This is a genomic window from Microbacterium sp. SORGH_AS_1204 (assembly GCF_030818935.1).
Classification (GTDB): Bacteria; Actinomycetota; Actinomycetes; order Actinomycetales; family Microbacteriaceae; genus Microbacterium.
The window spans coordinates 2,656,614-2,682,785 of sequence record NZ_JAUTBD010000001.1 but is presented as its reverse complement, the minus strand read 5'-3'; the positions used below and the strand labels follow the sequence as shown (position 1 = coordinate 2,682,785).

Below are 26,172 nucleotides of genomic sequence, written 5' to 3'. Positions count from 1 at the left end.
CCCGGGGCGGGCGGTAGGCGCAGTCCCGTGCGCGACCAATAGTTGCCGAACTCGTTCTTAGTTGCACAAGCGCGACGCGTCCCACAGTCGCTGCCTACGGTGAGCCATCAGCGGAGAGGCGACGGCGCCTCCCCGAACTCGAAGAGGAGTACCGCGCATGCGTCGCACCACCATCGCCCTCGTCCCCCTGGCTGCGCTCTCCCTCGCGGCTCTCACCGGCTGCAACCCGCAGGGTGCGGGCGCCGGCGGGGCCGCAGCCTCGCAGGATGCGGCATCCATCGACTCCGTCAACATCATCGTCCCCGCCGACCCGGGCGGCGGCTGGGATCAGACCGGTCGCGCCGTCTCCGACGTGCTGACCGGCGAGAGCCTGGTGGGCACCGCCGCCGTCAGCAACGTCGGCGGCGCCGGCGGCACGGTGGGCCTGGCCTCACTGGCCAACGAACGCGACCCCTACACGCTGATGGTGACGGGCCTTGTCATGGTCGGTGCCGTCGAGACGAACGCCGCCGAGAACCGCATCGAGGACACCACGCCGATCGCCCGCCTCACCGAGGAGCCGCTCGTCGTCGTGGTGCCCGCCGCCAGCGAGTACCAGACGCTCCAGGACCTCGTCGACGCCATCGTCGCGCAGGGGCAGGGCGTCACCATCACCGGCGGCTCCGCCGGCGGCGCCGACCACATCCTCGCGGGGCTCCTGCTGGAGGAGGCCGGACTCTCGGGCGCCGACATCACCCAGAAGCTCAACTACGTGCCCAACGCCGGTGGCGGCGAGGCCGTCTCGCTGCTGCTCGGCAACAACGCCGCGGCCGGCATCTCGGGTGTCGGCGAATTCGCCGAGTACGTCGAGTCGGGCGACCTGCGCGCGCTCGCCGTCTCGAGCGGAGAAGCCGCCACCCTGCTGCCCGAGGTGCCCACCATGACTTCGGAGGGCTTCGACGTCGTCTATACCAACTGGCGCGGCCTGCTCGCCCCCGGCGGCATCAGCGAGGCGGATGCCGAGGGCCTCACCGCCCTGGTCACCTCGATGCACGAGTCGGGTGCGTGGAAGGACGTGCTCGAGGAGCGCGGCTGGACCGACGCCTTCTTGACCGGGGCGGAGTTCACCTCCTTCGTCGACGAGAACATCGTCGACGTGTCGGGGACGCTGAAGAACATCGGGTTGATCTCGTGACGACCACCGAGGCACCGGGGGCGGGCACCGCCCGCCCCCGGTGGGGCGCCGACCGGATCGGCAACGCGATCTTCGCCGGCGTCGTCTTCGGCCTCGGCGTCTTCGCCCTCGTGGGCGCCTTCGCCATCCGCGTCCCGGCGGGGCAGGCGATCGGCCCGCAGGTGTTCCCCTTCGCCGTCGCGCTGATCCTGCTCGGCTCCGGTGGCGCGCTCGTGGTCGCGGCGCTGCGCGGCCAGGTCGCGCCGCGCGAAGAGGGCGAGGACATCGACCCGGATGCCAAGACCGACTGGTGGACGATCCTCAAGCTCGTCGCGCTGCTGGTCGCCGTGCTGCTGCTGCTCGAACTGCTCGGGTGGTGGATGGTCGCCGCCCTGCTGTTCGGCGGCGTCGCCTGGACCCTCGGGGCGAAGCGCCCCTGGGTGGCGTTCCTGGTCGGGCTGGTCATCGGCATCGGCACCCAGCTCCTCTTCGGCGAGGGCCTGGGCCTCTTCCTTCCCCGCGGGGCCGCCTTCGACTGGTGGTACGGCCCCGGACCCCTGTTCGGCTAGGAGACCGTCGACATGGATTCAGTGAACGCCCTCGTGGAGGGCTTCGCCACGGCGCTGCAGCCGGAGTACCTGCTGTTCGCCCTGCTCGGCGTCGTGATCGGAACCGCGGTCGGAGTGCTCCCGGGCATCGGCCCGGCCATGACCGTCGCCCTGCTGCTGCCCCTGACCTACTCGCTGTCGCCCACGGCGGCCATCATCACCTTCGCGGGCATCTACTACGGCGGGATGTACGGTGGCTCGACCACCAGCATCCTGCTGAACACCCCGGGTGAATCGGCATCCGTCATCACCGCCATCGAGGGCAACAAGATGGCCAAGCTCGGGCGCGGAGCCGCGGCCCTCGCGACGGCCGCCATCGGCTCGTTCATCGCGGGAACGATCGCGACCGCGCTGCTGACGCTGTTCGCGCCGCTGCTCGCCCGATTCGCGGTCAACCTCTCACCGGCGGACTTCGTCGCCCTCATCGTGGTGGCCTTCGTCACGGTGGGCGCACTGCTGGGGTCGTCGCCGTCTCGCGGTCTCGCCTCGCTCGGCATCGGCCTGCTCGTCGGCCTCATCGGCACCGAGGCGACCACCGGGCAGGCTCGGTACACGATGGGCATCCTCGCGCTGTCGGACGGCGTGAGCGTCGTGCTCGTGGCCGTCGGCCTCTTCGCGGTGGGGGAGACCCTGTACGTCGCCGCACGCCTGCGACAAGGGCCCATCCCCGTCATCCCGGTCACGCGGGGTTGGCGCAATTGGATGACGCGTGAGGACTGGCGCCGGTCGTGGAAGCCGTGGCTGCGCGGCACCTTCATCGGCTTCCCCATCGGCACCATCCCGGCCGGCGGCGCCGACGTCGCGACCTTCCTGTCGTACGCGAGCGAGAAGAAGCTGTCGAAGAACAAGGAGCAGTTCGGCCGCGGCGCCATCGAGGGCGTCGCCGGACCCGAGGCCGCCAACAACGCCGCCGCGGCGGGTGTGCTGGTGCCGCTGCTGACCCTGGGCCTTCCGACGACGGCCACCGCGGCCATCATCATCACGGCCTTCCAGTCGTACGGCATCCAGCCCGGACCCCAGCTCTTCCAGAACCAGGGCGACCTCGTCTGGGCGCTGATCGCGAGCCTGTACATCGGCAACGTGCTGCTCATCGTGCTGAACCTGCCGCTGGCCGGGCTGTGGGTGAAGGTGCTGCAGATCCCGCGGCCGTACCTGTACGCCGGCATCCTCACCTTCGCGGTGCTCGGCGCCTACGCGGTGAGCTTCTCGACGCTCGACATCGTCATCCTCTTGATCGTCGGCGCGCTCGGGTACTTCATGCGGCGCTTCGGCTTCCCGATCGCACCGCTCATCGTGGGGCTGATCCTCGGGCCGATGGGTGAGCAGCAGCTGCGCAAGGCGCTGCAGCTCAGCCAGGGCAATGTCGCCGACCTGTTCCTGCACCCGTTCGCCGCGTCGGCGTACGTCGTGCTGGCGGTTTTCCTCGTCACGGGACTGTGGCTCAAGCGCCGCCAGAGCCGTTACGAGCGGGCCCTCGAGGCGTCGCTGGCCGCGACCGAGGGGCACCCGCAGGCGGCGGTCGACCACCTGTGGGAGCCGGGGGAGCGTCCCACCGACGTGCGCACCGAGACGATCCGCGCGGAGCTGGCGGCCGAGAAGGCCCGCGCCGCTCGTGAGGATCCGCCTGGCCGATAGCGCCCCGGTGCATCCGATCGGGTGTCCGAGACACGTCGCCACAGTCCGTGGCATCCGGCGCGTCTCGGACACCCGACGCTGTTCACGGCGTTGCCCGCGGGGCGCGGATCACGCGCGGAAGATCGGCCGTCGAACCCGCGACGAGGAGGTCGCGCGGGCCAGAGAGCGGGCGCCGCGGCGGCCGGCCGGCCCACCACACGTAGACGCCCGCGGCCACGACCGCGGCGGCGAGCACGAAGATCCACCACGGGAACGTCGGGATGTCGGGGCGAGCGCCCGCGCCGTCGAGGTCGGCTCGGGGAGTGGGGATGACGCGCTCCCCGGTGACCAGGATGCGGTGGCTGTTGACGCCCAGCGGCGTGCAGGTGACGAGGGTGACGAGGTCGCGGCCGACGACCGGCGCGAGCGACTCGGTGTCCTCCGGTTCGACCACGCGCGTGTCGACGACGCGGTACACGAGCACCTCGCCGAACACCTCGATGGTGAAGGTGTCGTCGAGGCCGACGCGGTCGAGGTGGGTGAAGAGCTCGGCCGTCGCGAGCCCGCGGTGCGCGGTGAGCACGGAGTGGGTGGTGTCGCCGCCCACCGGCAGCGCGGTTCCCTCGAGGTGGCCCACGCCCTCGTAAAGCACCTTCTCGCTGGTGCCGTGGTACACCGGCAGATCGACGGCGATGGCGGGGATCTTCACCCGCGCCATGAGACCCGCGGCATCCGACCGCAACTGCTCGGCGTAGTCGCTGGACTGATCGGGGGAGTTGGCCAACGGAAGGCGTTCGTTCGCCGCGATCTCGGCACCGCCGTCGACGAGGCGGGTGTTGTACGCGCGGGCGGCGGCGAGCTGGTCGGCGAGGGTGTCGGCGCCCAGGTCGCGGATCTGGTTCGAGTATCCGTCGATGACCTGCGACTGCACGTACTGGGCGAACCACGCGGCCACCGTCGGGTACATCAGCAGCCCGACTCCCGCGAGGGCGCCGATCGCGAGGGCCAGGGAGACGGGCGAGAGCTTCCACGCGGGGCGACGGCGATCGCGCCGGAGCGGAGCCGACGAAGGGGACGACGGGGCGGCATCGCGCCGCACCGTCGTCCCCCTCTTCATACGGTGAGCGATCAGGCCGCAGCCTCGACCGCGCGCGAGCGGCGACGCGAGACGACGAACGCCGCGCCGACCATGGCGGTCAGCAGGGCAGCACCTCCGACGCCGAACCACAGGCCGCCGTCGCCACCGGTGATGGGCAGGGCGAACGCGGGCACCTGGTTGTGCGCGAACTCGACGTAGTTGCGGACGGTGCCCGTCGTCGAGGTCGGGCCGGGCACGACCGCCGTCACGACGCGGTCGGGCGAGGGCAGCTGGTACCCGGTCGGGGGAACCGTCTCGCGCACCCAGTAGTTGCCGGGCGTGATGATCGGGATGACGACATTGCCGTCGGCGCCGGTCGTCCAGGTGGACGAGCCGTTGATCACGATCGGGTTGGCGCCGTTGATGGCATCCTGCTCGGTGAGGAACACCTGGTAGACCGCGCCGGCGAGCGGCACGCGCGCGCCGTTCGAGGTGGTGTAGGCCGACACGGTGAGCTGGCCGATGGGCGTCGAGCCGGTGACCGACTCGGTCGCTCCGTTGACGTTGGCCGTGGCGGTGTTGATGATGACGCCGCTGGCGGGGATCGCCGTGGCGCGCGTCAGCACGTTGAACGTCACGGTTCCGCCCTGGAGTCCCGCGAGACGCGTGCGGCCGGCGGCGGTGAAGTCCAGCACGAGGTTGCCGCCCGTGTTGGTGATCGTGTAATCGGTGCCCTCGGTGAAGGTCTGCGCCGTGCCGGCCGCGTTGGTGACGACCACGTTCGACGGCGTGACGCCCGGGGGCACGGTGGCCGCGGTCAAGTAGGTCAGCTCGGCGGGCAGCACGTCGGTCAACGTGAACACGTCGATCGCGTCACCGGCCGCCAGCGTCGGGATCGACGAGGCGATCGCCCAGCGGATCAGGTCGGGGTTGCGCTGCTCGACCGACCCGTCGGGCGCGGGCACGCGCGTCTTGGTCAGCTGGGTGACGGCGTTCTTGGGGTAGACGTGCACGTCGTAGATCCACTGGTTGGCGGGGGAGCCCGCCGCTCCCGTGGGCGTGGGCAGCGTCACCAGGAACGGCGCCGCCGGGTTGGTGGCGGTCTCGGGCAGCTGGGTCTCGGTCACGAGGTACACGCCGATGGGCAGGCCGGTGGGGTACTGCACGGGATCGGGCGAGAACGTCGCGATGCCCGCGGCGTTGGACTCCGACGAGACGAAGCTCACCGTGTTGGGACGCTGGGCGGCCTGCGCGGGGGTGAGGGAGGCTGCCTGCGTCCAGCCGGCGGCCGTGGTCAGGTCGATGCCCGACACGAGCGTCGCGGTGAACTGCGCGCCCGCCAGCGGGTCGGCCGGGGGCGTGGCCAGCTGCTGGCCGGTGGAGGTCGGGTTCAGCGGCGTCGAGGGCCCGAGCGCGTGCTTGTGCAGCGTCAACGTGCGGTTGATCGTGGGGTCGATGTTGCCCTCTCGCGTCACCGCCGATGCCGGGGAGACGGCACCGACGGCGGCGAGGGCCCCGATGGCGAGGACGCTCAGAACGGCGCCCGCTTTCTTGCGGATGGACATGGTGGTTCCTCTCGGACGGTGGAGTGTGATGCGGAAGTGGTGCGGTCGGCGGCGTCGCGCGACGGGAGGGCTCATGTCGGAAGGCTCCCTCCCCTGCGTCTGCGATGGATGACGGCGCCCACGACGGTGAGGGCGAGCAGGAGGCCTCCGGCGATGGCGAACGTGTCGGCGCCGACACCGCCCGTGAGGGGCAGCACGGGACCCACGACCGGGGCGTTGACGAAGCGGTAGACGACGTTCTGGCCGGCGGCGGGGGCCGTGACGCTGCGACCGGTGACCGGCGTCCAGGTCGAACCGTCGAGTCGCTCGAGGCGGAGGGTGAGGTAGGCCAGTCGCGTGCCCGCCACGGTGGGCGCCTCGCTGAGCGTATAGCCGTGCCCCGGGCGCACCTCGAACGTGCTCGCGGCGTTGCCGGCGACCGGGTCGTAGGCCGCACCCACGCGGCTCTGCGTCGGCAGGGTCGCGCCGGTGAGGACCGCGGGCGCGGCGGTCACCGTCCAGGTGGAGGGGACGAAGCCGGGGCTCGGGGCGGTAACGTCTTTCAGCAGCGTCATGGTGGCGGTGGCGTTGGTGACGGTGCAGGTGACGGCGGCGCCGGTGCGCACCGTCACGTCGCTCGTGGCGGTGACGGCGACCTCCGCGCCCGTCGCCTCGACGCAGCGCCAGGCGCCGACCTGCACGTAGGCGGCATTCGTTCCGGTCTCGCTGAGCCGATACGGGCGCGCGGGCGAGACCGGGATGTTCGTGGTGGCCGCGGTGCCGGTGCGGCCGGTGGGACCCGGGAGCGCGCCGGTGGGGGCCGGTCGCGGTCACCGTCCAGTCGGTCGCGGCCGCCGAGCCCGACGACACCGTCTTCACCAGGGTGAGAGAAGTGACCGGCTGATTGACCAGCGTGCACGCGACGACCGCCGAGGGGGCGATGCCGGTGAGGATGCCGCTGACCACCCCGCCCGTGGTGGTGAACGTGACGGCCCGGTCGGTGCCGTTGACCGTGCACGTCCCGCTGACGAAGGTGAAGCGCGTCTGCTGCACCTCGGAGATCGTGAGGGTGGCGCGCGACGCCGCCGAGCCGAACAGCACGCTCCACACGGCGTTGCCCGCGGCGTCGCTGGTCTGGCGTGGCGCTTCGCTGGGCAGCACGGTCGCCGTTCCGGCGGTGGCGGTGGCCGCCGTGCCCAGGCTCCAACCGGCCGCGGGTGTCGACTGATTGGTCGCCGGGTCGAGGACGCGTTTGGTCACCGTCACCGTGGCCACGGGGCTGGGGGAGTTGAAGAAGGTGCACACGACGTTCGCGCCGAAGCGGTCGGGCATGGTCACGGTCGCCGTTGCCGCGCTGGCGCTCGTGAGGCGGATGCCGTCGCTCCAGCACTCCAAGCGCACGGTGTACACCCCGATGGCCGAGGCCGATCCCGCCGCCATCGTCTCCGACACGGTCAGTGTCGAGCCGATGGTGGCGGGGAAGGCGCCGACCTGCGCGGCCTGCCGCCCGGTGGCCGCGCCCGTGGTCGTGGCCGTGCCGAGCGTGCCGTTCGCGTCGGCGAGGGTGAGCTGGAACTGGTCGGCGGCTGCCGCGCGCCCGACGACGTTCTTCTGCACGGTGACGGTACCGGGGCTGTTGCAGCTGGCGAGGTCGGTCGAGGCGATGTCGATGCGCGGGCTGCCGGCGACCCGCGTCCACGTCGTGGGATCGAACTCGTAAGTGCTCGTGCCGCTGGAGAGGTAGATGGTGCCGCGGGGTGAGAAGGCGATGCCGTTGACGCTGCCGAAGGCGGGTGTGGCATCCAGTCCGTTCAGGGTGCGCGTCGTCGACGTGCTGACGGCGAGGGTGCCGCCAGTGGCGGCGGCGAGGGTGTCGGCGGTGACGGTGAAGATGGCCGCGCTGCTGGCGTTGTTGACCGTGGCGGCGCCGAGGACGTAGAGGTTGCCGCGGTTGTCGAAGGCCATGTCGCCGTTGCCGTTGGGGGCGGTTCCGGCGCTGAACGACCCGAGGTAGGTGAAGCGGGATGCCGTGGGCGCGGACTCCGTGAAGCTCCATACGTAGAACGAGCCGTTGTTGTACTTGCCGAACAGATAGCGGCCCGTGACGAGGTCGATCGCTCCGGCGACGATGCTGCCGCCGATCGCCGTTCCGGTGCGATCCGCCGTCGTGTACGCGGTGTTGGCGAGCGTCTCGAAGCCGCCGGTCGGCGTCCATTTGAGGATGGACAGCACGTTGGCGGCATCCGTCGATCGGTTCAGGGCGTAGGCGGCGGTGCCGCCCGCGGCGACGCCGAGCGCGTTGGCTCCGGTGACGTTGCTCCACGAGCCGACACCGGCCTGCGCGCCGGTGGACCCGTCGGCCTGGATCAGCGCGCCGTTGGTGGTGACGCTGTAGAACAGCCCGCTGTCGCAGAACAGGCGCGGCTGCTGCACGGTGTTGGTGAAGGTGCACACGACCTCGGCGCCGTCGTCCTGGGGCATGGTGAGCGGGCCCGAGCGCGAGGTGCCGGCGGCGATGACCGTCCCGTCGCGGGTGCACTCGTACGAGCTGGCATAGCCGAGTGCGACACCGGCGGTGGGCGTCTCGGCGATCGTGTACGTGGCTCCGGCTTCGACGATCTGCCGCGACACCTGCGCCGCCTGCACGCCCGTGGCGGTGCCCGTGGTCGTCGCCGAGGCGATCACGGTGGTGCCGCTGCGCACCGACAGGGTGAACTGGTCGGTGGAGGCGAGGCGCGCGGGAAGGTTCTTGCGCACGGTCAGTCGCGAGGCGGGCGTGACCGTGAGCGTGGCGGCTTCGGGGGCGATCAGCGGAGTGACGACGTTGGCGGGGGCGTTGGTGAAGGTGTTCTCCGTGGATGCCACGACGTTCACCGTGATCGTGCACGAGCTCGCTCCGGAGGCGAGGTCACCCCCCACCGCCGCGATGCTCGCGGATCCTGCGAGGGCGGTGACGGCGAAGGTCGTTCCGGCGACCTGGGTGCAGGTGCCGCCCACGGCCGGGGTCGGCGCGACCGTGAGGCCCGCCGGGAGGGTGTTCGTGAACGACCAGTCGTTCTTGGCGATGGCCTCCGACGTGTTGGTGATCGTGTAGGTCAGGGTCGAGGGCGTCCCGACCGGCACGCTCGCGGGGCTGAACGAGAAGTCGAGGCTCGGAGTGACGTCGAGCACGCGCAGGTTGTCGACGCCGAAGCCGCTGCCGGTGCCGGTGGCGCTGTTCGACAGGCGCAGACGCGCGGAGGCGATCTGCGCCGGGGTGAGCAGAGCCGCGGAGGAGCCGGTGTAGACCGCGGCGCGGGCCGAGGTGGTGATGGCGGGATCGCCGACACCGGCGATGACGCCGCCGGTGCGCTCCAGCACGGGGGAGGAGCTGTAGTACACCGATCCGGTCAGGCTGCAGGGGGTGAGGGGGGCGGCGAAGGGGGCGAGAAGGGTGGTCGAGCCGGAGAAGAGGATGGGTGTCAGCGACGGCGCACCCGTCGAACAGCCGGCGGCGGCGGCGTTCAGCCGCAGCGTGTAGTACCTCGACCCGGCCGCGGTGATGCCGAGCGCGGCGTTCGACTCCGCCACGGTCGTGCCGCCGGGCGTCGCGGTGGGGTAGCCCACCAGGGCGTGGTTGGTGCGTGTCGCGTCGGTCGACCCGACGGCCGGTGCCGTCGATGACTGCGACCCGGCGACGCCCGCCGCGACCTGGCCGAGCACGTCGGCGAGACGGCGCACCTCGCGCGCGGCGAGCGTCGAGAACAGCCCGTTGCTCAAGACCTGCCGTGGGCAGCTGCTCGTCTCGGTCGGGTAGTACGCGGCGGTGTAGTTGACCAGCACGCCGGTGCAGGTGGAGGGCGTGGACCATCCGGGGGCCGCGTACCGGCCGCCCGCGTACGCGGTGAGGGCCGAGGGGCTCGTCGTGTTCAGGCCCTGCTCGAAGTTCTCGCCCCAGACCTCGATGGGCGCCTCCGGCACGCCCGCCGCGAGGATCCCGACGCGCGCGTCCTCGGGCGCGGCACGCAGCTGCACCGACCGACCGAGGTCGTCGACGGAAGCGTCGGGGGCGGCGTCCGGCGTCTGTGCGAACTCATCGGTCGGTGCGGTCGGGACTCGGGCGTCATCGGGCGGGGCGGACGCGTCGGGCGCCGGGGCCGTTGACGCGTCGGCGTCGTCGGGCTGTTCGGGCACGTCCGGTGTATCGGGAACCGGTGTCGCCGATGGCTTCGTGGCGTCATCGACCGCGCCCTCGGGCGACGGCGGCGTCGAGGTGCCCTCGTCGGACGGGGCGGGCGTGGGCATCGGCGCGGATGCGGATGGTGCCGGTGTCGCGGGAACGGACGACGCGGCGCTGGCCGCCGTCACGCCCGAACCCAGCAGCACCGCCAGCACGGCCACGGCGGCGGCGGTGGAGACGGCACGCGTCCGCGCGGGACGCGCGGCGGATCGGCGCGACGACAACTTGGCCCTTTCGCGCGACGCTCGGCGCCGCGTCGGTCGACGAATCGTCGCCGACGGGAGGGCGGATTCGAGAAGCGGACGTGTTCCGGTGCTTTCCCGGTGGTTAGGAACAGACGAGGACCGGCTCTTTGAATCGTAGGAATAGCGGGCGTTTCCAGGGAGTGGAGGAACTACCTAGTTCACTACTGGTTAGGAACTGCGTAGTTTCTCGCCGGGGCCCGTGCGAGACGACGGCCCTTGCACGACGGCTCCTTCCGTTCACCGCGATGGGGTCGACGGCGCCCGCGAGCCGGGGTCGACGGCGCCCGTGAGCTGTGGTCGAGGTCGGCTCGAGGCAGCGTCGAGAGAGCCGCGTGGCGCGCGCATCAGAGCTCGGGTCGGGCGGCACGGAGCCGCCGCGCTCGTTCCGCCGGTCGTCCGTCGCGGGTCCGCGGCGGTCGGTGCACCGCGACCAGGCGGCGAGGGCTCCCGCTCAGCGTCGCGGCAGGAAGCCGGCGAGCTGCTCGGCGATCATGCTGTCGACCTCGGACGGGTCGGCGGTGGGCCGGCCGTCTCCGGGCTGCGGGCCGTAGGCGCCGAAAGAGGCGTGCGAGGCGCCGGGGATCTCGACGAAGGTCGCCGTCGCCGGCAGCTGGCTCCTGGCATCCGCGATCTTCTGCGGAGTGGACAGGCCGTCTTCCGAACCGGAGAGGCTCAGGACGGGGAGATCGGATGCCGAGAGGTCGTTCGCGCAATACGAGGCGAACAGCACCAACGCGTCGGCGTCGGAGGCCAGCTGGCACGCGCGCACGCCGCCGAGGGAGTGTCCGCCGACGGCCCACGTGGTGACGTCGGGGGCCAGCTCGGTGAAGGTCGACAGGGGACGCGGGTCGAAGAACGCCAGATTCAGCCAGGGCTTGGTGATGACGACCGTGATGCCGTCGCCGACGACCGTGTCGGCGAGGGTCGCGATGTACCCCTCGGCCTCGACCTTCGCGCCCGGGATGAAGACGAGGCCCTGCCCGGTCGCCGCGGCCGTGGGGGAGAGGACGATACCGGCACCGTCATCGGTGATCGACAGCCCCGGGTTCGCCCGCGCGGCGGCGAGCGGTTCGGCTTCGGCTCCCATGACACCGACCTGGCTGTAGATCAGGATGCCGGCGACCAGCAGCACGACGAGGGCGCCCAGGCCCCCGAGGATCCACCGCAGAACACGACGGCGCCGGCGGGGCGCTCGGGGCGCTCCGCCGGCGCCGGACGGGGTCGTGTCGGTCACCCTCCGAGGGTAACCCGGTGCTCAGACCGCGAGAGCCCCCTGACGGGCCGTGACGATCTCGGCGATCCGGGCGAACAACGGGTGATCGGGCGAGAGGCCGGTGACCTCGGCGGTGAACGCGTCGGCGTCGAGCTCGCGGAGCATCCGCTGCAGGTCGACGGCCTGGGCGTCCTCGGCATCCGAGAACTCCAGGGCCGCGGCCATCGCGGCGACGAGCGCGTCGACGGGAAGACCTCGCTCGACGGCCTCGGCCGCGGGGCCGACGAACCGTTCGTGCCGCGAGAGCTTGCGCAGCGGCTGCCGGCCCACGCGCCAGACCGTGTCGGGCAGCGCGTCGTTGCGGAAGCGTCGCAGGATCGTCGCGCGGTACTCGCCCTGCACCGCGGCATCCAGCTCGTGCTTCTCGACGAGCAGCGCGCTGGTCTCTTCGAGCGCGGCCTCCACCTTCGCGGCGATCGCGGGGTCGGCGAGGGCGTCGGAGATGCGCTCGACGCCGGCCTGCGCGCCGAAGTACGCCGTGGTGGCGTGCCCGGTGTTCACCGTGAAGAGCTTGCGCTCGATGTACGGCTCGAGGTCGTCGACGAAGTGCGCACCCGGGATGCGCGGCGGGGTGTCGCCGAAGGGCGCCCGTTCGATCGCCCACTCGTAGAACGGCTCGACGGTGACGTCGACACCGCCCTGCGCCTGTGCCGGAACGATGCGGTCGACCGCGGTGTTGGCGAACACCGCCCGCGCGGCCAGGGCGTCCCACGACTCGCCGGCGAGCTCGATGACGTGCTCGCGCAGCTGGTCGGTCGCACCGATCGCGTTCTCGCACGCCATGATCTGCAGCGGCGCGAGGGAGGGGTCGCGAAGCGCCAGACCGGCGACGATGTGCGGGGCGACGAACTTCAGGATGGTCGGGCCGACGGCGGTGGTGACCACGTCGGCCGTGGCGATCTCGTCGATGAGCGCCTCGGCGTCCACCGAGCTGTCGATGGCGCGGAACTTTGTCACCTCTTTGTCGACGCCGCCCTCGCCCACCTCGTGGACGGTGTACGAGGAGGCGTCGTTGATCGCCGCGACCAGCGCCGCGGAGACGTCGGAGAAGACGAGGTCGTAGCCGCCCTCGTGCAGCAGCAGTCCGACGAAGCCCCGGCCGATGTTGCCGGCGCCGAAGTGGACGGCCTTCATGCGTTGACGGAACCCGACAGGGCCTCGTAGAGCTCCTCGGGGGAGGAGGCGGCCTTCAGGCGCGCGACATCGTCCTCTTCGGAGAAGAGGATGGCGATCTGCGACAGGATCTCGAGGTGCTCGTCGCCCTTGCCGGCGATGCCGACGACGAACGTCACGGGCTCCCCGCCCCAGTCGACGCCGCCGTCGTAGCGGACGACGCTGAGGCCCGAGGCGAGGATCGCCTGCTTGGTCTCGTTGGTGCCGTGGGGGATGGCGAGCTCGTTGCCCATGTACGTCGACACGGTCTCTTCACGGGCCTGCATGGCGGCGAAGTAGTCGGCGGTGACGGAGCCGGAAGCCTGGAGCAGGTCGGCGGCTTCTTTCATCGCCTCCTCGCGGGTGGCGCTCCCGGGGTGGATGCGGACGGATTCGATGCGGAGGACGTTCGACATGGTTCTCGCCTTTCTCGTCGTGCTGTCCAGCCTCGCAAAACGCGGGCCGGACGGGAAGACGAAGGGGCCGGGGTTGTGTCCCGGCCCCTCCGTGCTAGGGGTTACTTGGATTCGTGCTGCGCGCGCACCATCTCCACGACCTCGTCGTACCGCGGCGAGTTCATGAAGTTGTCGACCGAGACGTGCACGGAGTCGGGCGACTGCGCCTTCGCGCGGTCGGTGAGCTGGTTCTGCGTGATGACCAGGTCGGCCGAGCCGTCGAGGTTCGCGATCGCCTGGTTGGTGACCGTGACGCCGTCGATGCCGGCCTTCTTGATCTTGTTGCGCAGGACGCTGGCGCCCATGGCCGACGAGCCCATGCCGGCGTCGCAGGCGAACACGATGTTGTTCAGCTGCTTCGTGGCCGTGGCGCCGCCGAGCCCGCCCAGGGCGGCGTCGACGTCGCGGTCGGCCGTCTCGGTGGTGCCCGAACCGGTGGTGCCGGCGGCGCGGGTACGGAGGGCGCCGAGGGCCGACGACTCCTTGCCCTTGTTGGCGGCGGTCTGGTCGATGGCCGCGGCGAAGCTGTCGCCCTCGGCCTCCTGGTCGCGCTTGCGTGAGGCGCGGAGGATGACGCCCGCGATGAGGAAGGTCACGACAGCGGCGACGACCACCGACAGCAGGACGACGAGCACGTTCGCAACGCCACCGCCGGCGGCGGCAGCCGTGACCGCGATGATGCTGCCCGGGGCCGCCGGGAAGACCAGGCCCCCCTGGAAGATCATGTTCGTCGCGACTCCCGAGGCTCCACCGGCGATCAGCGCGAGGATCGTCATGGGCTTGGCGAGGGCGTACGGGAAGTAGATCTCGTGGATGCCGCCCAGGAACTGGATGACGATCGCACCGGGGGCCGAGGCCTTCGCCGCGCCCACTCCGAAGAAGGTGAAGGCGAGAAGGAGTCCGAGGCCCGGGCCGGGGTTGGCCTCGATGAGGAAGAGGATCGACTTGCCGGTGTCGGCGACCTGCTCGACGCCGAGCGGGGTGAAGACGCCGTGGTTGATCGCGTTGTTGAGGAACAGCACCTTGGCGGGCTCGACGATGATCGACAGCACCGGCAGCAGGTTGAACTGCACGAGGAACGCGACGATGCCGCCGAGCACGGCGCTGATGCCGAGGAAGACCGGACCGAAGGCGAAGAAGCCGACGATCGCGAGGACCATGCCGAGGATGCCGGCCGAGAAGTTGTTCACGAGCATCTCGAAGCCGGGGCGGATCTTGCCGTCCCACAGCTTGTCCATCTGCTTGGTGATCCAGGCCGCGAGCGGGCCCATGATCATGGCGCCGAGGAACATCGGGATGTCGGTACCGGCGATCACACCCATCACGGCGATGGTCGCCACGACGCCGCCGCGGGCGCCGTAGACGATGCGTCCACCGGTGTTGGCGATGAGCAGGGGCAGCAGGTAGGTGATCATGACGCTGACCAGGCCGACGTAGCCCTGGTAGGTCGTGCCGTCCTCGGTCGCGCTGAGGGCGGTCATGGCGCCGGGCCAGCCGATCGTGGCGGCGTCACCGCCGCCGCCGAGGATCTCGGCGACCGGAGCCCAGTGCCACGCAGGGCCGAAGGGGCTCTCCGCCCCGAAGAAGCCCTTCGGGATGAAGAGCATGGTGATGAAGCCCCATGCGATGAATGCCGCGATGTTCGGCATGATCATGCCGGACAGGAACGTGCCGAATCGCTGTACGGCGATCCGCGCTCCTCCCGGCTTCTTGGCGGGTGACGTCGTCGTCATTGCTGTGTCTCCTTGGTGTGGTGCACGGCGGGGGCCGTGCGATGGGGGGAGCGGCTCGCGCCGCGGTGTCGGCGGGGGCGGCCAGGGCCGCCCCCGTGCGTTCACGGGGTGGGCGCGAGGGCGGCGGCGCGTTGAGCCGCTTCCCGGGCGGATGCCGCGTCGTCGGTGCCGAGGGCGGCCTCGGCGATGCGGCGGGCGTCATCGAGGGTGTGCAGGAGCAGGGTGGCGCGCACGTCGGCGAGGGCCGTGGGGGCCATCGACAGCGTGGTGGCGCCGAGCCCCACGAGCACGACGGCCAGCAGCGGGTCGGCCGCCGCCTCGCCGCAGATGCCGACGGGCTTGCCGTGGGTCCGTCCGGCGGCGCCGACCTCGCGGATGAGGCGGAGGACGGCGGGATGCCACGGGTCCTGGAACGACGCGACCGAACCGAGCAGGCGATCGGCGGCGAGCGTGTACTGCGTGAGGTCGTTCGTGCCGATCGAGGCGAAGTCCGCGATCTGCAGGATGCGGTCGGCCAGCAGCGCCGAGGAGGGCACCTCGACCATGACACCCGTCGTCTTCAGGCCGTAGTCCTTCGCCAACGCGGTGAAGTACTGCGTCTCTTCGACCGTGGAGACCATCGGTGCCATGACCCACAGGTCGGCGGGTCCGGCCTCGGTCGCCCGCGTCGCGGCATCCGCTTCGGCCAGGGCGGTCAGCTGCTCGCGCAGGATGTCCTCGCTGGCGCGGAGGGCGCGCAGACCCCGGAGGCCGAGCGCGGGGTTCTCCTCGTGCGCGTCGTTGAGGAACGGCAGGGGCTTGTCGGCACCGGCGTCGAGCATGCGCACGACGACCTTCTTGCCCGGGAAGGCGCTGAGCAGTTCGGTGTACGCGGTGCGCTGCTCCTCGACGGTGGGGGCGGAGCTGGAGCTGAGGAAGAGGAACTCGGTGCGGAACAGACCGACCCCTTCGGCGCCGAGCTCGACGGCCTCGGCGGCGCCGCCGGGCTTTCCGAGGTTCGCCAGCAGCGGCACCTTCGTGCCGTCGGCGAGGGCACCGTCGGTGATCGGGGCCGAGGATGCGGCGGCCCGCGCGTCGGCGCGGTTCTGCGCGCGGGCCAGGTCGTCGGCGCTCGGGTCGACCGTGACGACGCCCGCGGCGGCATCCACGATCACCGTCTGGCCGTCGACGAGGTCTTTCGCGTCGGCGGCGCCGACCACGGCGACGATCGACTTCTCGCGAGCGAGGATCGCGGTGTGCGAGGTGGGACCGCCCTCGGTGGTGACCAGGGCCAGCACCTTCTCGAGGTCGAGCAGCGCGGTGTCGGCCGGGGCGAGGTCCTTCGCGACGAGCACGAACGGATACCCGGGGTCGGGGATGCCGGGGGCGGCGACGCCGCGGAGACGGGCGATCACGCGCTGGGCGACATCGTCGAGGTCGGCGGCGCGCTCGCCGAGGTAGCCGCCGAGGGCGACGAGCTGCTCGCGGAACGACGCGAAGGCGTCGTGCACGGCGAACTCGCCGGTCTTGCCCGCGGCGAGGCGGCTGTCGACCTCGGCTTCGAGGGTGGGGTCTTCGGCGATCATCGCCTGGGCCTCGAGCACGTCGCGGGCGGCGCCGCCGGCCTGTGCGCCGCGGGCCTCGAGCTCGCGCGCGACCGCGCCGATGGCCTCGCGGACGCGGGCCGTCTCGTCGTCGATCGACAGCTCGCTCTTGGCGTCCTTGGGTGCGGGCAGCGGCTCGGCCATGCGCGCGATGGGTCCCTGGGCGACGCCCAGTCCGATTCCGACTCCACGGAGTTCCGTCATGTGATTGTTCCTTTGCTGGGCCTGGTCCGCCGACGTTTTCACGCGGCTTCTCTACTCGGCGTCGTGGTCGGTGGTCAGCAGTTCGCTGAGGCGGTCGATGGTGGCCTCGGCGTTGTCGCCGTCGGCGGTGAGGGTGACGTAGTCGCCCTGCTCGAGCCCCAGGGCGATGATGCCGAGGATGCTCGCGGCGTTCACCGGCTTGCCCGCGTCCTTGGCGATGGTCACGGGGATGCCGGAGTCCTTCGCCGCCTGCGCGAAGAGCTTCGCGGGGCGGGCGTGCAGGCCGTGCGACGATCCGATGCGGACGGTGCGGGTGAGCTGAGGCATGGGGTCCTTTCCGTCGAGGTCAGATCGTGTCGGCGGGCTGGCGCACGCGGAGCGCCTCTTCCACCAGGTCGAGGGTCCGGGTGCCCGTGATGTCGGCGAAGACATCGTCGGGCAGCAGCACGACCGCCGCGCCGCGGGTCGCGGCAGCCGAGCGGATGCCGTCGAGCTCGCCGGCGAGGTGCGGGCCGACGAGCACGATGTCGGCGGCGTCGAGGTCGGTCGGGAGCGAGTGTGCGGTGCCGGCTGAGGCCGAGTACTCGAGGCCGCGCCCGAGGGCAGCACGACGGACGCGTTGCGCCACGAACGTGCTCGACGCACCCGCTCCACACACCACGAGGATCCTCATCGACCGGCCTTTCTCCTTGACGATTGTGCGCACCCCGTTCTCAGCCGACAACCAGGTTCGTTTCCCACCCCCCGGAACGTGCGTGCGCGCGTCGCGGAAAGCCCTGCCGGGCGCACCCCGTCAGGCGCTGGCCCCGAGGCGCCGGGGGCGGGTGCGACGACTGTGGGTGCGGAGGTGGACCCTCGCCGGGTGTCGTCGGGCGGCGACGCGTCGAACGAGGTGGTTCCGCAGGTCAGCGGCGGCGGTCGGTTCGTATGACGTCGTGGTCGTCGAGGAGATGCTCCCGCCGGAGCCACTCGCCCAGCCCGGCGAGCGCGAGATAGTCGTCGGGGTCGCGGCGCAGGATCTCATCGTGCTCGCCGTAGGCGGCGAACACGGCGAGCTTGCGGGCGACGGACTCGGCGTCGAGGTTGGCCGGCCACGTGTGGCGCGGGTACCCGATGGCGTAGCGCACGCTCGCCCCGTCGATCAGCCCCGCGTCGACGGCCGCGGCGACCAGTGCGCCGGTGGCGCCGTGGTCGGGGTGGTCGCCGTCGCCGCCCGGTGAGAAGGCGGGCATGTTCGTCAGCACCGACGTCGCGCCCGAGCCGGCGACGAACGCGGCGATCGTCGCGACGAGCCGTTCGACGGTGAACTCCTGGCCCGTGTCCAGCGTCGTCAGCGACGGGATCTCGCCGCTGCGCAGGCGGGGGATCGTGCGGTAGCCGTTGGCGAACCACCCGCCGCCGGTGAGACCGCCGTCGGGGAGGCGGAGGAAGGCGAGCGTGATCCGGGGGTCGTCGTCGGGCGAGGTCGTGGTGACCGCGACGCCGTTCGTCAGCACCGTCTCGCGGTCCGACCAGGCCGTCGACGACCCGCGCATGACGTCGTAGGCGGCGCGGATGCCTCGTTCCCGGCCCGCGACGTACGGTGACATACCGGTCCCGGCATCCGAGGCCGTCAAGAACAGGTTCCGCACGCTGCCACCGCGGCGGATGGCGCGATCGATCGTCGGGGTGCCGAAGAGCAGGTCGTCGTCGTAGTGAGCCCAGATCCCCGCGATCATCGGCGCCGCTGCCGTCATCGTCGGGTGAAGAAGTCGTATCGGTGCGCGTAGTGCGTGGGCGTCACCAGGTGGTCGGCCCGCGCGGCGGGGAGCACGGCGCGGTCGAACCGGCGGCCGGCGAGGCCGTCGAGGTCGGGGATTCGCCGACCCTCCATGTCGTTCCACCCCACCACGAGCCACCCGCCGGGGCGGAGCACGTCGGCGCAGGCGTCCAGCCCGCGCGCGACCTGTTCCGCGGTGTCCAGTCCCCATCCGAACACGCCGTTGCAGACGACGAGATCGAACGTGTCGGCCGGGTAGACGGTGGCGAGGTCGGTCAGCGAGAGCGTGTGATGACGGCGTCCCGCGATCCGCTGCATCGCGGGATCGACGTCGATCGAGTGGTACTCGATGCCCCGGTACAAGCGCGGGTAGGTGCGCGTGTACCAGGCCACCCCCACGTCGAGCATCCGCCGGATGTCGCGCCGTCCGAGGAACTCGGGCGCGATCACGTCTTCGAGCATCACCCGGTCGGGCGTCGCCAGGCGCCACCGGCCGTTCTTGAGCCGCAGCCGACTGCGCAGGCGCACGCTCCGGGGGATGAGTCGTCTCCAGCTGGGGGGCATACGCTCTCCGACGGTCGGCTGCGATCGGGGGATGGTCGTCTGCCCATGATGGCTCATCCCCGACCAGAATCACGACAAGTGCGCCGACTCGCCACGATGAATCCGTCGAATCGCGACGCGCCGGGTGCCGAGCACGCTCGCGACGAGCCCCGCTCCGCGCCTCGCGTGGTTGGATGGAAACGACGCTGCCCACCGGGGCGGTGCGGAGGACGGATCGTGACGACGAAGGCTCGCCAAGACCGCCTCGTGGCCCTGTTGCTACGCGATGGGGAATGGTCCACCGCGGCATCGCTGGCCGACGCTCTGGGGGTCACCCCGCGCAGCATCCGCTCCTATGTCACGGCCGTCAACGCCCGCGTGCCCGGCGCTTCGGCGATCGAGTCGGGCCCGCTCGGCTACCGCGCGGGCGGCAACGCGGCCGCCGCCCTGCGCACGGCCACCGGATCGGATGCCGGCACCCCGCGCGACCGCCTGCACACCCTCGTGCGCCGGCTGCTGGATGCGGCCGACGGTATCGACGTCTTCGACACGGCCGATTCGCTGCACGTCAGTCCCGCCACCCTCGAGGCCGACCTGTCGCGGGTGCGGGGCCTGCTGGGCGGGACCGAGCTGACCCTCGAGCGCTCGGCATCCACCGCGCGCCTGCGCGGAACCGAGGTCGCGCAGCGGCGCCTGCTGTCGAAGCTCGCGCACGACGAGATGGATGCCGGACTCTTCGACCTCGACGCGCTACGGCGGACGCTGGGGGAGCGCTCGGTCGGAGCGCGCGCCTTCGGACCGTTCAAGGCCGAGCTGGTCGCCGAGCTCGGAGCGCTCGGCTACTACGTCAACGAGATCGGCATCGGCGACGTGGTCATGCACATCGCCATCGCCGCCGACCGCACCACCCGCGACCGGGCCCTCGGCTCGCCCGGCGGCGACTCCTCCGACGCGGCCGCGGCCGTCGTGACCCTCCTCGACCGGCTCACCCTCAAACACATCGGCGTGCAGCTCGGCTCGGGCGACCTGCGGCACCTCGCCACCCTCGTGCTCACCCGCATCGTCGCCCCCGGCGTGCCCGGCGGCGACGACGTGCGCGCGCGCCTCGACCCCGCGGTGGAGGCGGCCGTGCGCCTGGTCGTCGAGAACGCGGCATCCGAATTCCTCGTCGACATCGCGCACGACGACTTCATCCTGCGCCTGGCGCTGCACGTGCAGAATCTGCTGGCGCGCGCGCGGGAGCAGGCGTGGTCGCGCAATCCGCTCACGCGGTCGCTGAAGTCGACGTACCCGATGATCTTCGAGGTCGCCGTCTACATCGCCAAGGGGCTGCAGGACGGTCTCGGCATCCCGATCCTCGACGACGAGATCGCCTACATCGCCATGCACGTCGGCGGGCGTCTCGAACGCAGTCGTCGCGCCGACCAGCTGCTGACCGCGACGATCGTCTGCCCCGGCTACTACGAGATGCAGGAGCTGCTGCGCTCCTCGGTCGACCGCTCGCTCGGCCAGGCGATCGAGGTCGTCGGCGTCGAGACGCGCATCGACCCGGCGTGGGATGCCATCGACACCGACCTCGTGCTCACCACGATCGACCCGCCGCGCCCCGGCGACCGGTTCGTGCGGATCCAGCCGTTCCTCACCGACGCCGACGTCGAACGCGTCCAGGCCGCCGCCGGCCGCATCCGCCGCGGCCGGCGCCTCGCGCGCCTGCGGGCCGAACTCGAGCGCTACTTCGCGCCCGAGGCGTTCGTGCGGGGCCTCGACGCCACCGCCGGCGAGGCCGGCGTCATCCAGCGCCTCGGCGGGCTGCTGGTGGAGCAGGACGTCATCGACGACGACTACGTGACCCGCGCCGTGGAGCGCGAGGCCATCTCGTCGACGGCGTTCACCGACGCGCTCGCCGTGCCGCACGCCATGGGCATGACCGCGACGCAGACCCGCATCGCGATCGGCATCGCCGACCCGTCGATCGCGTGGGGCGAGGGGCGCGTGCAGGTGGTGGCGCTCGTGGCGTTCAGCGAGACCGACCGCGAGGCGTTCCAGACGGTGTTCGAGCAGTTCGTCGAGGTCTTCAGCGAGCGCGACAGCGTGCAGCGCATCGTGCGTCGGGCGACGAGTTTCCCCGCATTCCTCGACGAGCTGGTCGCGGTAATCGACGGCTGACGCCCTCGGCCTCGCCCACTCGGCGGCGTCTTCCGGCGCCTGCGAGGGAGGAGCTTCCTCCCGTGTTTGGGGCGGATTCGGCGCTTCGGGGCGTGAATTTGCCGCCCCGAGTGGCCGATCTCGCCCCGAAACGGACTCGACAGCGACGGCGGGGCCGCGCAGCTCGTCACCCCGGCCGGATGCCGAACGACGCCAGCCGCGCGCCCAGGGTGTCTCGCGTGCGGAGGTGCTCCCATTTCCACCGGACGAAGGGTCGCTGCGTCGCCCCGCGGATCCAGTCCTCGCGCTGCTTCTCGCGGAGCAGTACCTGCTCGAGAGTCAGATTGGAACGCACCGCCTCGTCCCGGTATTTTCCCTCCCCGTCGAATTCACCCCACGCCGGCACGTCGCCGAGCCCGAAGTCGATGAAGTAGTCGCGGCCTGCGGGGCCCGCAACCGCCACCTGCAGGTCGGGCGGGGCGAACCCGAGCTCCGCGAGCCGGATGCGGCTGACACTCTCACCCGGCAATTGCGCGCGTCCGTCGGCGAAGCCCAGCGCTCGCCACGCACGAGCGCGCCCGTGCGCCGACCGTTGGACGATCGCGCGTACCTGCTCGCGAAGGGCGTCGGCGGCAGCCCCGTCGAATACTCCCGCCTTGGGGGCTGTCACCGGTCGAAGCGCCGCGTCGAGCACGCACACTGCTGTCTCGAAGCTCGCCGTGCGCGCGACGTCGGCCATTGTCCGTTCGAGGGTGGTGAAGTGGATGCCGTGGCGTTGCACTCGCTCGTCGTCGGCGACCTCGCCGCGGTGGCGCACGACGAGATTGCGCGCCCCGGGCCGCTCCGGAGGAAGGGTGACGTGGACCTTCGCCGACGAGGGCGCGCGGACAGGTAGTCCGTGCAGCGCGGCCGCGGTGAGGTGCGAGAACACGGGCGGGTTCCGGCTCGTCATGGCCAGCGCGTGCGCTCGGGCCACGATCCACTCCTCGGGCGTGGGTGGTCGGTCCGGCGCGACCCGCAGGTAGACCCCCGGACGCAGCCGCACGAGCTCGCCCGACCGCAGCATGCGAGACATGGATGACGCACTCACACCGTTGGCGCGCAGGTCGTCCCGTGACAACAGAGGTGCGGGGGCCAACATGAGCTCGACTATGCCCCCCGCCGAGGAGCCGGCATCCGTTGCGAGCCCGCTTCTGTCAGCGCCGGCGCCGATCACACCGCGAGGGAGGAGCCGTGCGCCCGGTGACCGCGAGTGCGTTCGGGGCGGATTCGGCGTTCTGGGGCGGAATAATCTCGCCCCAAGTGGCCAATCCTGCCCCAAACGCGTCCGCGCCAAACGATGGCGCGGTCGCGGCTGCGAGCGCGACCGCGTTCGGGGCGGATTCGGCGTTCTGGGGCGGAAAAACCTCGCCCCAAGTGGCCGATCCTGCCCCAAACCACAGCGACACGACCCGGCATACCGCCCGCGCGCTCATCCGACGAGCGCCGCCTCCGCGGGCGCGACGGCCGGCGCCGGCACCCGGACCCCGACGCCGAGCAGCCGCTCGATGGCGTCCACGGCGCGGGGCGCGGCCCGCCCGTCGCCGTACAGGTTCTGCGCGCGCGACATGCGCGCGTGCACGGCCGGGTCGTCGAGCAGGGCCGACAGCTCCGCGGTGACCGCCTCGCGGCGCGTGCCGATCAGACGCGCCGCTCCCGCGGCGACCCCTTCGCCCCGTTCGGTCGTCTCACGCACGACGAGGGCCGGGACGCCGAGGGCCGGTGCCTCCTCCTGCACGCCGCCGGAGTCGGTCACCGTGCAGTACGCCCGCGCCAGCATGCGTCCGAATTGCGCGTAGGGCAGCGGCTCGCACAGCACGACGCGTTCGCACTCACCCACCGCCGCCCGCACCTCGGCGCGCACCGCCGGGTTGGGGTGCAGGGGCAGCACGGCCACCACGTCGGGACGGGCGGTGACGACCTCGGCCACGGCCGACGCGATGCGGCCGAGGGGTCCGCCCCATGATTCGCGGCGGTGCACCGTGACCAGCACGACGCGCTCGGCGCCCACGGCGATCTCCTCCATGGTGGGGTCGTCGAAGCGCTGCGGGTGCGTCTTCTGCCGGTGCAGCGCGTCGATGCCGGTGTTGCCCGTGACGATGATGTCGTCGGCACGCACGCCCTCGGCCAGGAGGTTGCGCTCGGCGGCATCCGTCGGCGCGAGGTGGAGGGAGGCCAGCGGCGCGATGAGGCGGCGGTTGCCCTCCTCGGGGAAGGGCGAGCGCAGGTCGCCCGAGCGCAGCCCCGCCTCGAGATGGATGACGCGGGCTCCGGCGTAGTACGCGGCGACCGCCGCGAGGGCGGCGCTGGCGGTGTCGCCCTGTACGACGACGGCATCCGGGGCGGCGTCCGCCCAGCGCGCGGACAGAGCCGAGAAGATCGCCGAGGTCGTCTCGGCGAGGCCAGCGCCGCGGCGGAACACGTCGAGATCGGCGTCGGGGTGGATGCCGAACGAGGCGTTGATCTCGGCGACCATCTCGCGATGCTGGCCGGTGACGGTCACGGTCGTGCGGATACCGTCGCGGCGGCGTAGTTCGGCCACGAGCGGGGCGCACTTGATCGCTTCGGGACGCGTGCCGTAGACGACGTCGATCCAGGGAGTGGTCACGGGCGGCTCTCCTCGTCCGGGCGGGGTGCGGTCGGGTCGACGGTCGTCGAGGGGGTCGCGGCCGTGGCGGCGGCAGTCGAGCGGGTGACGCGCGCAGGGGCGGCGCTCGGCCGGGGACCGCGCTCGCGCAGCGAGATGCGCAGCAGCAGCACGATCGCCACGACGAACCCGACGATGACGAACAGCGAACCGATGTAGCGGTGCACGAGGTCGAAGCCCTCGCGGCCGTAGGCGCCGTACGCCCAGGCGGCCGAGGCGAAACGGATCATGTTGCACGTGATCGCGAGACCGAGCCCGACGAGCAGACCGAGGCCGACGCGACCCGTGGGCGCCCGGGTGATGCCCGTGATCGCGACGGCGAGCAGCAGCAGGGGCGCGGCGAGCACGGTCGTGGAGCACATGGTGGTGATCATCAGCCCCGTGACCTCGGGGGTGCCGATGCCGAACCAGACGATGGGGCCCGCGGCGACGGCTCGGCCGGGGGCGACGAGTCCGATGAACTCGCGCGCGAGGAGCGCTTCGGCGGCGCGCGTGGTGGCCTCGGTCGCGATGAGGGCCCCGGCGGCGAATGCGAGCGCTCCCGCGGTGAGCAACCGGCCGAGACGCCCGCGCCGATCGCGGGCCCTCGTGCGGGTGCGGAGGGGGGCCGCGGCGACGCTCACGACTCCACCGCCAGCAGCAGTCGTCCGGCTTCGGCGTTGCGGCGGGTCTTCGTCCACCCGCGGCGTCCGGCCACCATGCGGCCGAAGGCGCGCACCACGCAGATGTAGCTCTGGTACATGTACAGCCAGTACCCGAGGCCCCACAATCCCGCACGCCAGAGCGGATGCCGTTCCTCGCGCGTGACGTAGACCAGCGGCCAGAGCGCGAAGGGGAGGATGCCGGTGAGCACCCACAGCGGGATGATCCAGGTGGCGCCGGCCAGCCAGCCGAACAGACCCCCCGGCGACAGCGCGCCCGAGACGACCATGGCGATGGTGACCGTGGGCCACAGCACGAAGCCGATGAGCTGGATGTAGGGGATGGCGAGGAAGTACGCCGCCTCCAGCGCACCCGCGTTGGTGAAGGTGCGCGAGGCGTAGATCTTGGGGAGATAACGCGCGCACTGCAGGCCCCCCTGGCACCAGCGGGTGCGCTGGGTCAGCAGGCGCCGCGCCGAGGGGAGGGCTTCCTGCGAGACGAAGGTGTCGTGCGCGTACACGGTGCGGTACCCGGCGAGCATGATGCGAAGGCCGACCTCGTAGTCCTCCAGCAGCGCGTCGCCCCACGGCACGCCGGCGTCGGCCGACGCGGCGCGCAGGGCGCTCAGCCGGGTGAACTGCCCGTTGCCGCCGAGGCCCACCGAGACGGTGCGCATGCGCAGTACCTGCATCGCGGCGATCGTGGTGCGGAACTCGATGTCCTGCATGCGGATGAGATAGCGCGCCCACGCCTGGCCGAGGCGTCCCTGCCCGGGAGCGGGGGCCGGGTCGTCGCGGTTGCTCATGCGCACCGCCACCTGGGCCGCGCCGACATCGGGCGCACCGAACGCCGCAGGGCCGGCCGCCTGCCGGAGGGCGTTCTCGGCGAGCGAGCCATCGGCGTCGAGGACGATCACGATCGTGCGATCGTCCTCGACGCCGCGGTTTCCGCGCAGCTCCCGCCACTCCGCTAGCCGGGCGTACGCGGCGTTCAGGGCGGCTCCCTTACCCGTGCGGGCGTCGGGGAGCCGCCGGATCACGGCGTGCACCAGCGGGTCCGTGTCGGCGAAGGCGGAGACGATGTCTCCGGTGCCGTCGGTGCTGGCGTCGTCGATGATCCACAGGTGGACGGTCGGGAAGCGCTCTCGAGTCCTCTTCACCGTCTCGGCGATCACGGTCGCCTCGTCTCGGCAGGGGATGAACGCGTGCCACTCGAACGCCCCGGGGTCGCCCTCCACCGCCGCGCGGCGGCGCACGAAGGGGACGACGATGAGCGTCGTGTAGGTGAGGAACATCACCAGGAAGACGAAGGAGAGCGAGAAGAGGAACTCGAGGGCGTTCACGATCGGGTCGCGTCCTCTCCGGACGCCGGGTCGACGGCATCCTGAGACCGATGGCGCCGCGAGCGCCATGCCAGCAGACCGCCGATCAGGGCGGCGCCGACCCCGACGACGGCGAGGGTCGCCGTCGGGGCCGCGTAGCCGGTGACCGCGATCATGCCGACGGCGCCGCCGCCCATCGCACCGTTGCGGTACAC

At 71.8% G+C, this 26,172-nt stretch carries 21 protein-coding genes and 2 pseudogenes; 5 read left to right on the top strand and 18 right to left on the bottom strand.

The genetic code is table 11. The annotated features are described in order from the left end of the window. The first annotated feature begins 157 nt into the window (after positions 1-157). The 3 genes from QE410_RS12280 to QE410_RS12270 are packed head-to-tail and all read left to right on the top strand — an operon-like array spanning position 158 to position 3,396. A complete protein-coding gene (locus QE410_RS12280; RefSeq protein WP_307332380.1) occupies positions 158-1,174 on the top strand; it encodes a tripartite tricarboxylate transporter substrate binding protein in 1,017 nt (338 codons plus the stop codon). Then, on the top strand, positions 1,171-1,722 hold the full coding sequence (locus tag QE410_RS12275) for a tripartite tricarboxylate transporter TctB family protein (protein ID WP_307332378.1): 552 nt from the start codon (positions 1,171-1,173) through the stop codon (positions 1,720-1,722). Before QE410_RS12280 ends, QE410_RS12275 begins: the two co-directional genes overlap by 4 nt. 12 nt (positions 1,723-1,734) lie before the next feature. Further along, a complete protein-coding gene (locus tag QE410_RS12270; protein WP_307332375.1) occupies positions 1,735-3,396 on the top strand; it encodes a tripartite tricarboxylate transporter permease in 1,662 nt (553 codons plus the stop codon). 82 nt (positions 3,397-3,478) lie between these two features. Here QE410_RS12270 and QE410_RS12265 read toward each other — a convergent pair whose 3' ends face one another. The 4 genes and pseudogenes from QE410_RS12265 to QE410_RS17125 form a co-directional block, all read right to left on the bottom strand. Beyond that, entirely contained in the window at positions 3,479-4,492 is a 1,014-nt protein-coding gene (locus tag QE410_RS12265) for a class C sortase (RefSeq protein ID WP_307332372.1), read from the bottom strand. Between the two features lie 11 nt (positions 4,493-4,503). Next, positions 4,504-6,009: pseudogene (locus tag QE410_RS17135) on the bottom strand (SpaH/EbpB family LPXTG-anchored major pilin); the annotation flags it as partial. Between the two features lie 80 nt (positions 6,010-6,089). Next, a complete protein-coding gene (locus QE410_RS17130; protein WP_373459376.1) occupies positions 6,090-6,758 on the bottom strand; it encodes an LPXTG cell wall anchor domain-containing protein in 669 nt (222 codons plus the stop codon). Between the two features lie 532 nt (positions 6,759-7,290). After that, positions 7,291-10,281, bottom strand: a pseudogene (locus QE410_RS17125) (hypothetical protein); the annotation flags it as partial. Between QE410_RS17125 and QE410_RS12255 the strand changes: the two are divergent. After that, on the top strand, positions 10,208-10,579 hold the full coding sequence (locus tag QE410_RS12255; RefSeq protein ID WP_307332365.1) for a hypothetical protein: 372 nt from the start codon (positions 10,208-10,210) through the stop codon (positions 10,577-10,579). The pseudogene QE410_RS17125 and the gene QE410_RS12255 sit on opposite strands and share 74 nt — an antisense overlap. Positions 10,580-10,912: 333 nt before the next feature. On the opposite strand, the gene QE410_RS12250 is transcribed toward QE410_RS12255, so the two are convergent. The 9 genes from QE410_RS12250 to QE410_RS12210 all read right to left on the bottom strand — a co-directional run bounded on the left by QE410_RS12250 (position 10,913) and on the right by QE410_RS12210 (position 19,184). Then, positions 10,913-11,695, bottom strand: a complete 783-nt coding sequence (locus QE410_RS12250) for an alpha/beta hydrolase (RefSeq protein WP_307332362.1) — start codon at positions 11,693-11,695, stop codon at positions 10,913-10,915. Between the two features lie 21 nt (positions 11,696-11,716). Then, entirely contained in the window at positions 11,717-12,868 is a 1,152-nt protein-coding gene (locus tag QE410_RS12245) for a mannitol-1-phosphate 5-dehydrogenase (protein WP_307332359.1), read from the bottom strand. Next, a complete protein-coding gene (locus QE410_RS12240; protein WP_307332356.1) occupies positions 12,865-13,302 on the bottom strand; it encodes a PTS sugar transporter subunit IIA in 438 nt (145 codons plus the stop codon). The genes QE410_RS12245 and QE410_RS12240 overlap by 4 nt, the downstream gene beginning before the upstream one ends. Before the next feature lie 101 nt (positions 13,303-13,403). Continuing rightward, positions 13,404-15,074, bottom strand: coding sequence for a PTS mannitol transporter subunit IICB (locus QE410_RS12235; RefSeq protein ID WP_307332353.1), 1,671 nt, complete (start codon positions 15,072-15,074; stop codon positions 13,404-13,406). A gap of 101 nt (positions 15,075-15,175) precedes the next feature. Beyond that, on the bottom strand, positions 15,176-16,861 hold the full coding sequence (gene ptsP, locus QE410_RS12230; protein ID WP_307332351.1) for a phosphoenolpyruvate--protein phosphotransferase: 1,686 nt from the start codon (positions 16,859-16,861) through the stop codon (positions 15,176-15,178). Positions 16,862-16,912: 51 nt separating this feature from the next. Further along, complete coding sequence (locus QE410_RS12225; protein WP_307332348.1) at positions 16,913-17,188, bottom strand: HPr family phosphocarrier protein; 276 nt, start codon at positions 17,186-17,188, stop codon at positions 16,913-16,915. A gap of 19 nt (positions 17,189-17,207) precedes the next feature. Beyond that, positions 17,208-17,534, bottom strand: a complete 327-nt coding sequence (locus QE410_RS12220) for a PTS sugar transporter subunit IIB (protein ID WP_307332345.1) — start codon at positions 17,532-17,534, stop codon at positions 17,208-17,210. Positions 17,535-17,766: 232 nt separating this feature from the next. Beyond that, positions 17,767-18,597 carry a PIG-L family deacetylase gene (locus tag QE410_RS12215; RefSeq protein ID WP_307332342.1) on the bottom strand — a complete coding sequence of 277 codons (831 nt, stop codon included), beginning with the start codon at positions 18,595-18,597 and terminating at the stop codon, positions 17,767-17,769. Continuing rightward, positions 18,594-19,184 carry a trans-aconitate 2-methyltransferase gene (locus tag QE410_RS12210; protein WP_307332339.1) on the bottom strand — a complete coding sequence of 197 codons (591 nt, stop codon included), beginning with the start codon at positions 19,182-19,184 and terminating at the stop codon, positions 18,594-18,596. Before QE410_RS12210 ends, QE410_RS12215 begins: the two co-directional genes overlap by 4 nt. 216 nt (positions 19,185-19,400) lie before the next feature. Here QE410_RS12210 and QE410_RS12205 point away from each other — a divergent pair, with 216 nt between their 5' ends. Continuing rightward, entirely contained in the window at positions 19,401-21,329 is a 1,929-nt protein-coding gene (locus QE410_RS12205) for a transcription antiterminator (RefSeq protein ID WP_307332336.1), read from the top strand. Between the two features lie 166 nt (positions 21,330-21,495). On the opposite strand, the gene QE410_RS12200 is transcribed toward QE410_RS12205, so the two are convergent. From QE410_RS12200 to QE410_RS12180, 5 genes are all read right to left on the bottom strand, one after another. Beyond that, positions 21,496-22,449, bottom strand: a complete 954-nt coding sequence (locus QE410_RS12200; RefSeq protein WP_307332333.1) for a type IV toxin-antitoxin system AbiEi family antitoxin domain-containing protein — start codon at positions 22,447-22,449, stop codon at positions 21,496-21,498. A 330-nt stretch (positions 22,450-22,779) separates the two neighbouring features. Continuing rightward, positions 22,780-23,955, bottom strand: a complete 1,176-nt coding sequence (wecB, locus tag QE410_RS12195) for a non-hydrolyzing UDP-N-acetylglucosamine 2-epimerase (protein ID WP_307332330.1) — start codon at positions 23,953-23,955, stop codon at positions 22,780-22,782. Then, positions 23,952-24,617 carry an exosortase S gene (gene xrtS, locus QE410_RS12190; protein WP_307332328.1) on the bottom strand — a complete coding sequence of 222 codons (666 nt, stop codon included), beginning with the start codon at positions 24,615-24,617 and terminating at the stop codon, positions 23,952-23,954. Before xrtS ends, wecB begins: the two co-directional genes overlap by 4 nt. Continuing rightward, positions 24,614-25,978, bottom strand: coding sequence for a glycosyltransferase family 2 protein (locus tag QE410_RS12185; RefSeq protein ID WP_307332325.1), 1,365 nt, complete (start codon positions 25,976-25,978; stop codon positions 24,614-24,616). The genes xrtS and QE410_RS12185 overlap by 4 nt, the downstream gene beginning before the upstream one ends. Beyond that, positions 25,975-26,172, bottom strand: a complete 198-nt coding sequence (locus tag QE410_RS12180; RefSeq protein WP_307332323.1) for a hypothetical protein — start codon at positions 26,170-26,172, stop codon at positions 25,975-25,977. The genes QE410_RS12185 and QE410_RS12180 overlap by 4 nt, the downstream gene beginning before the upstream one ends.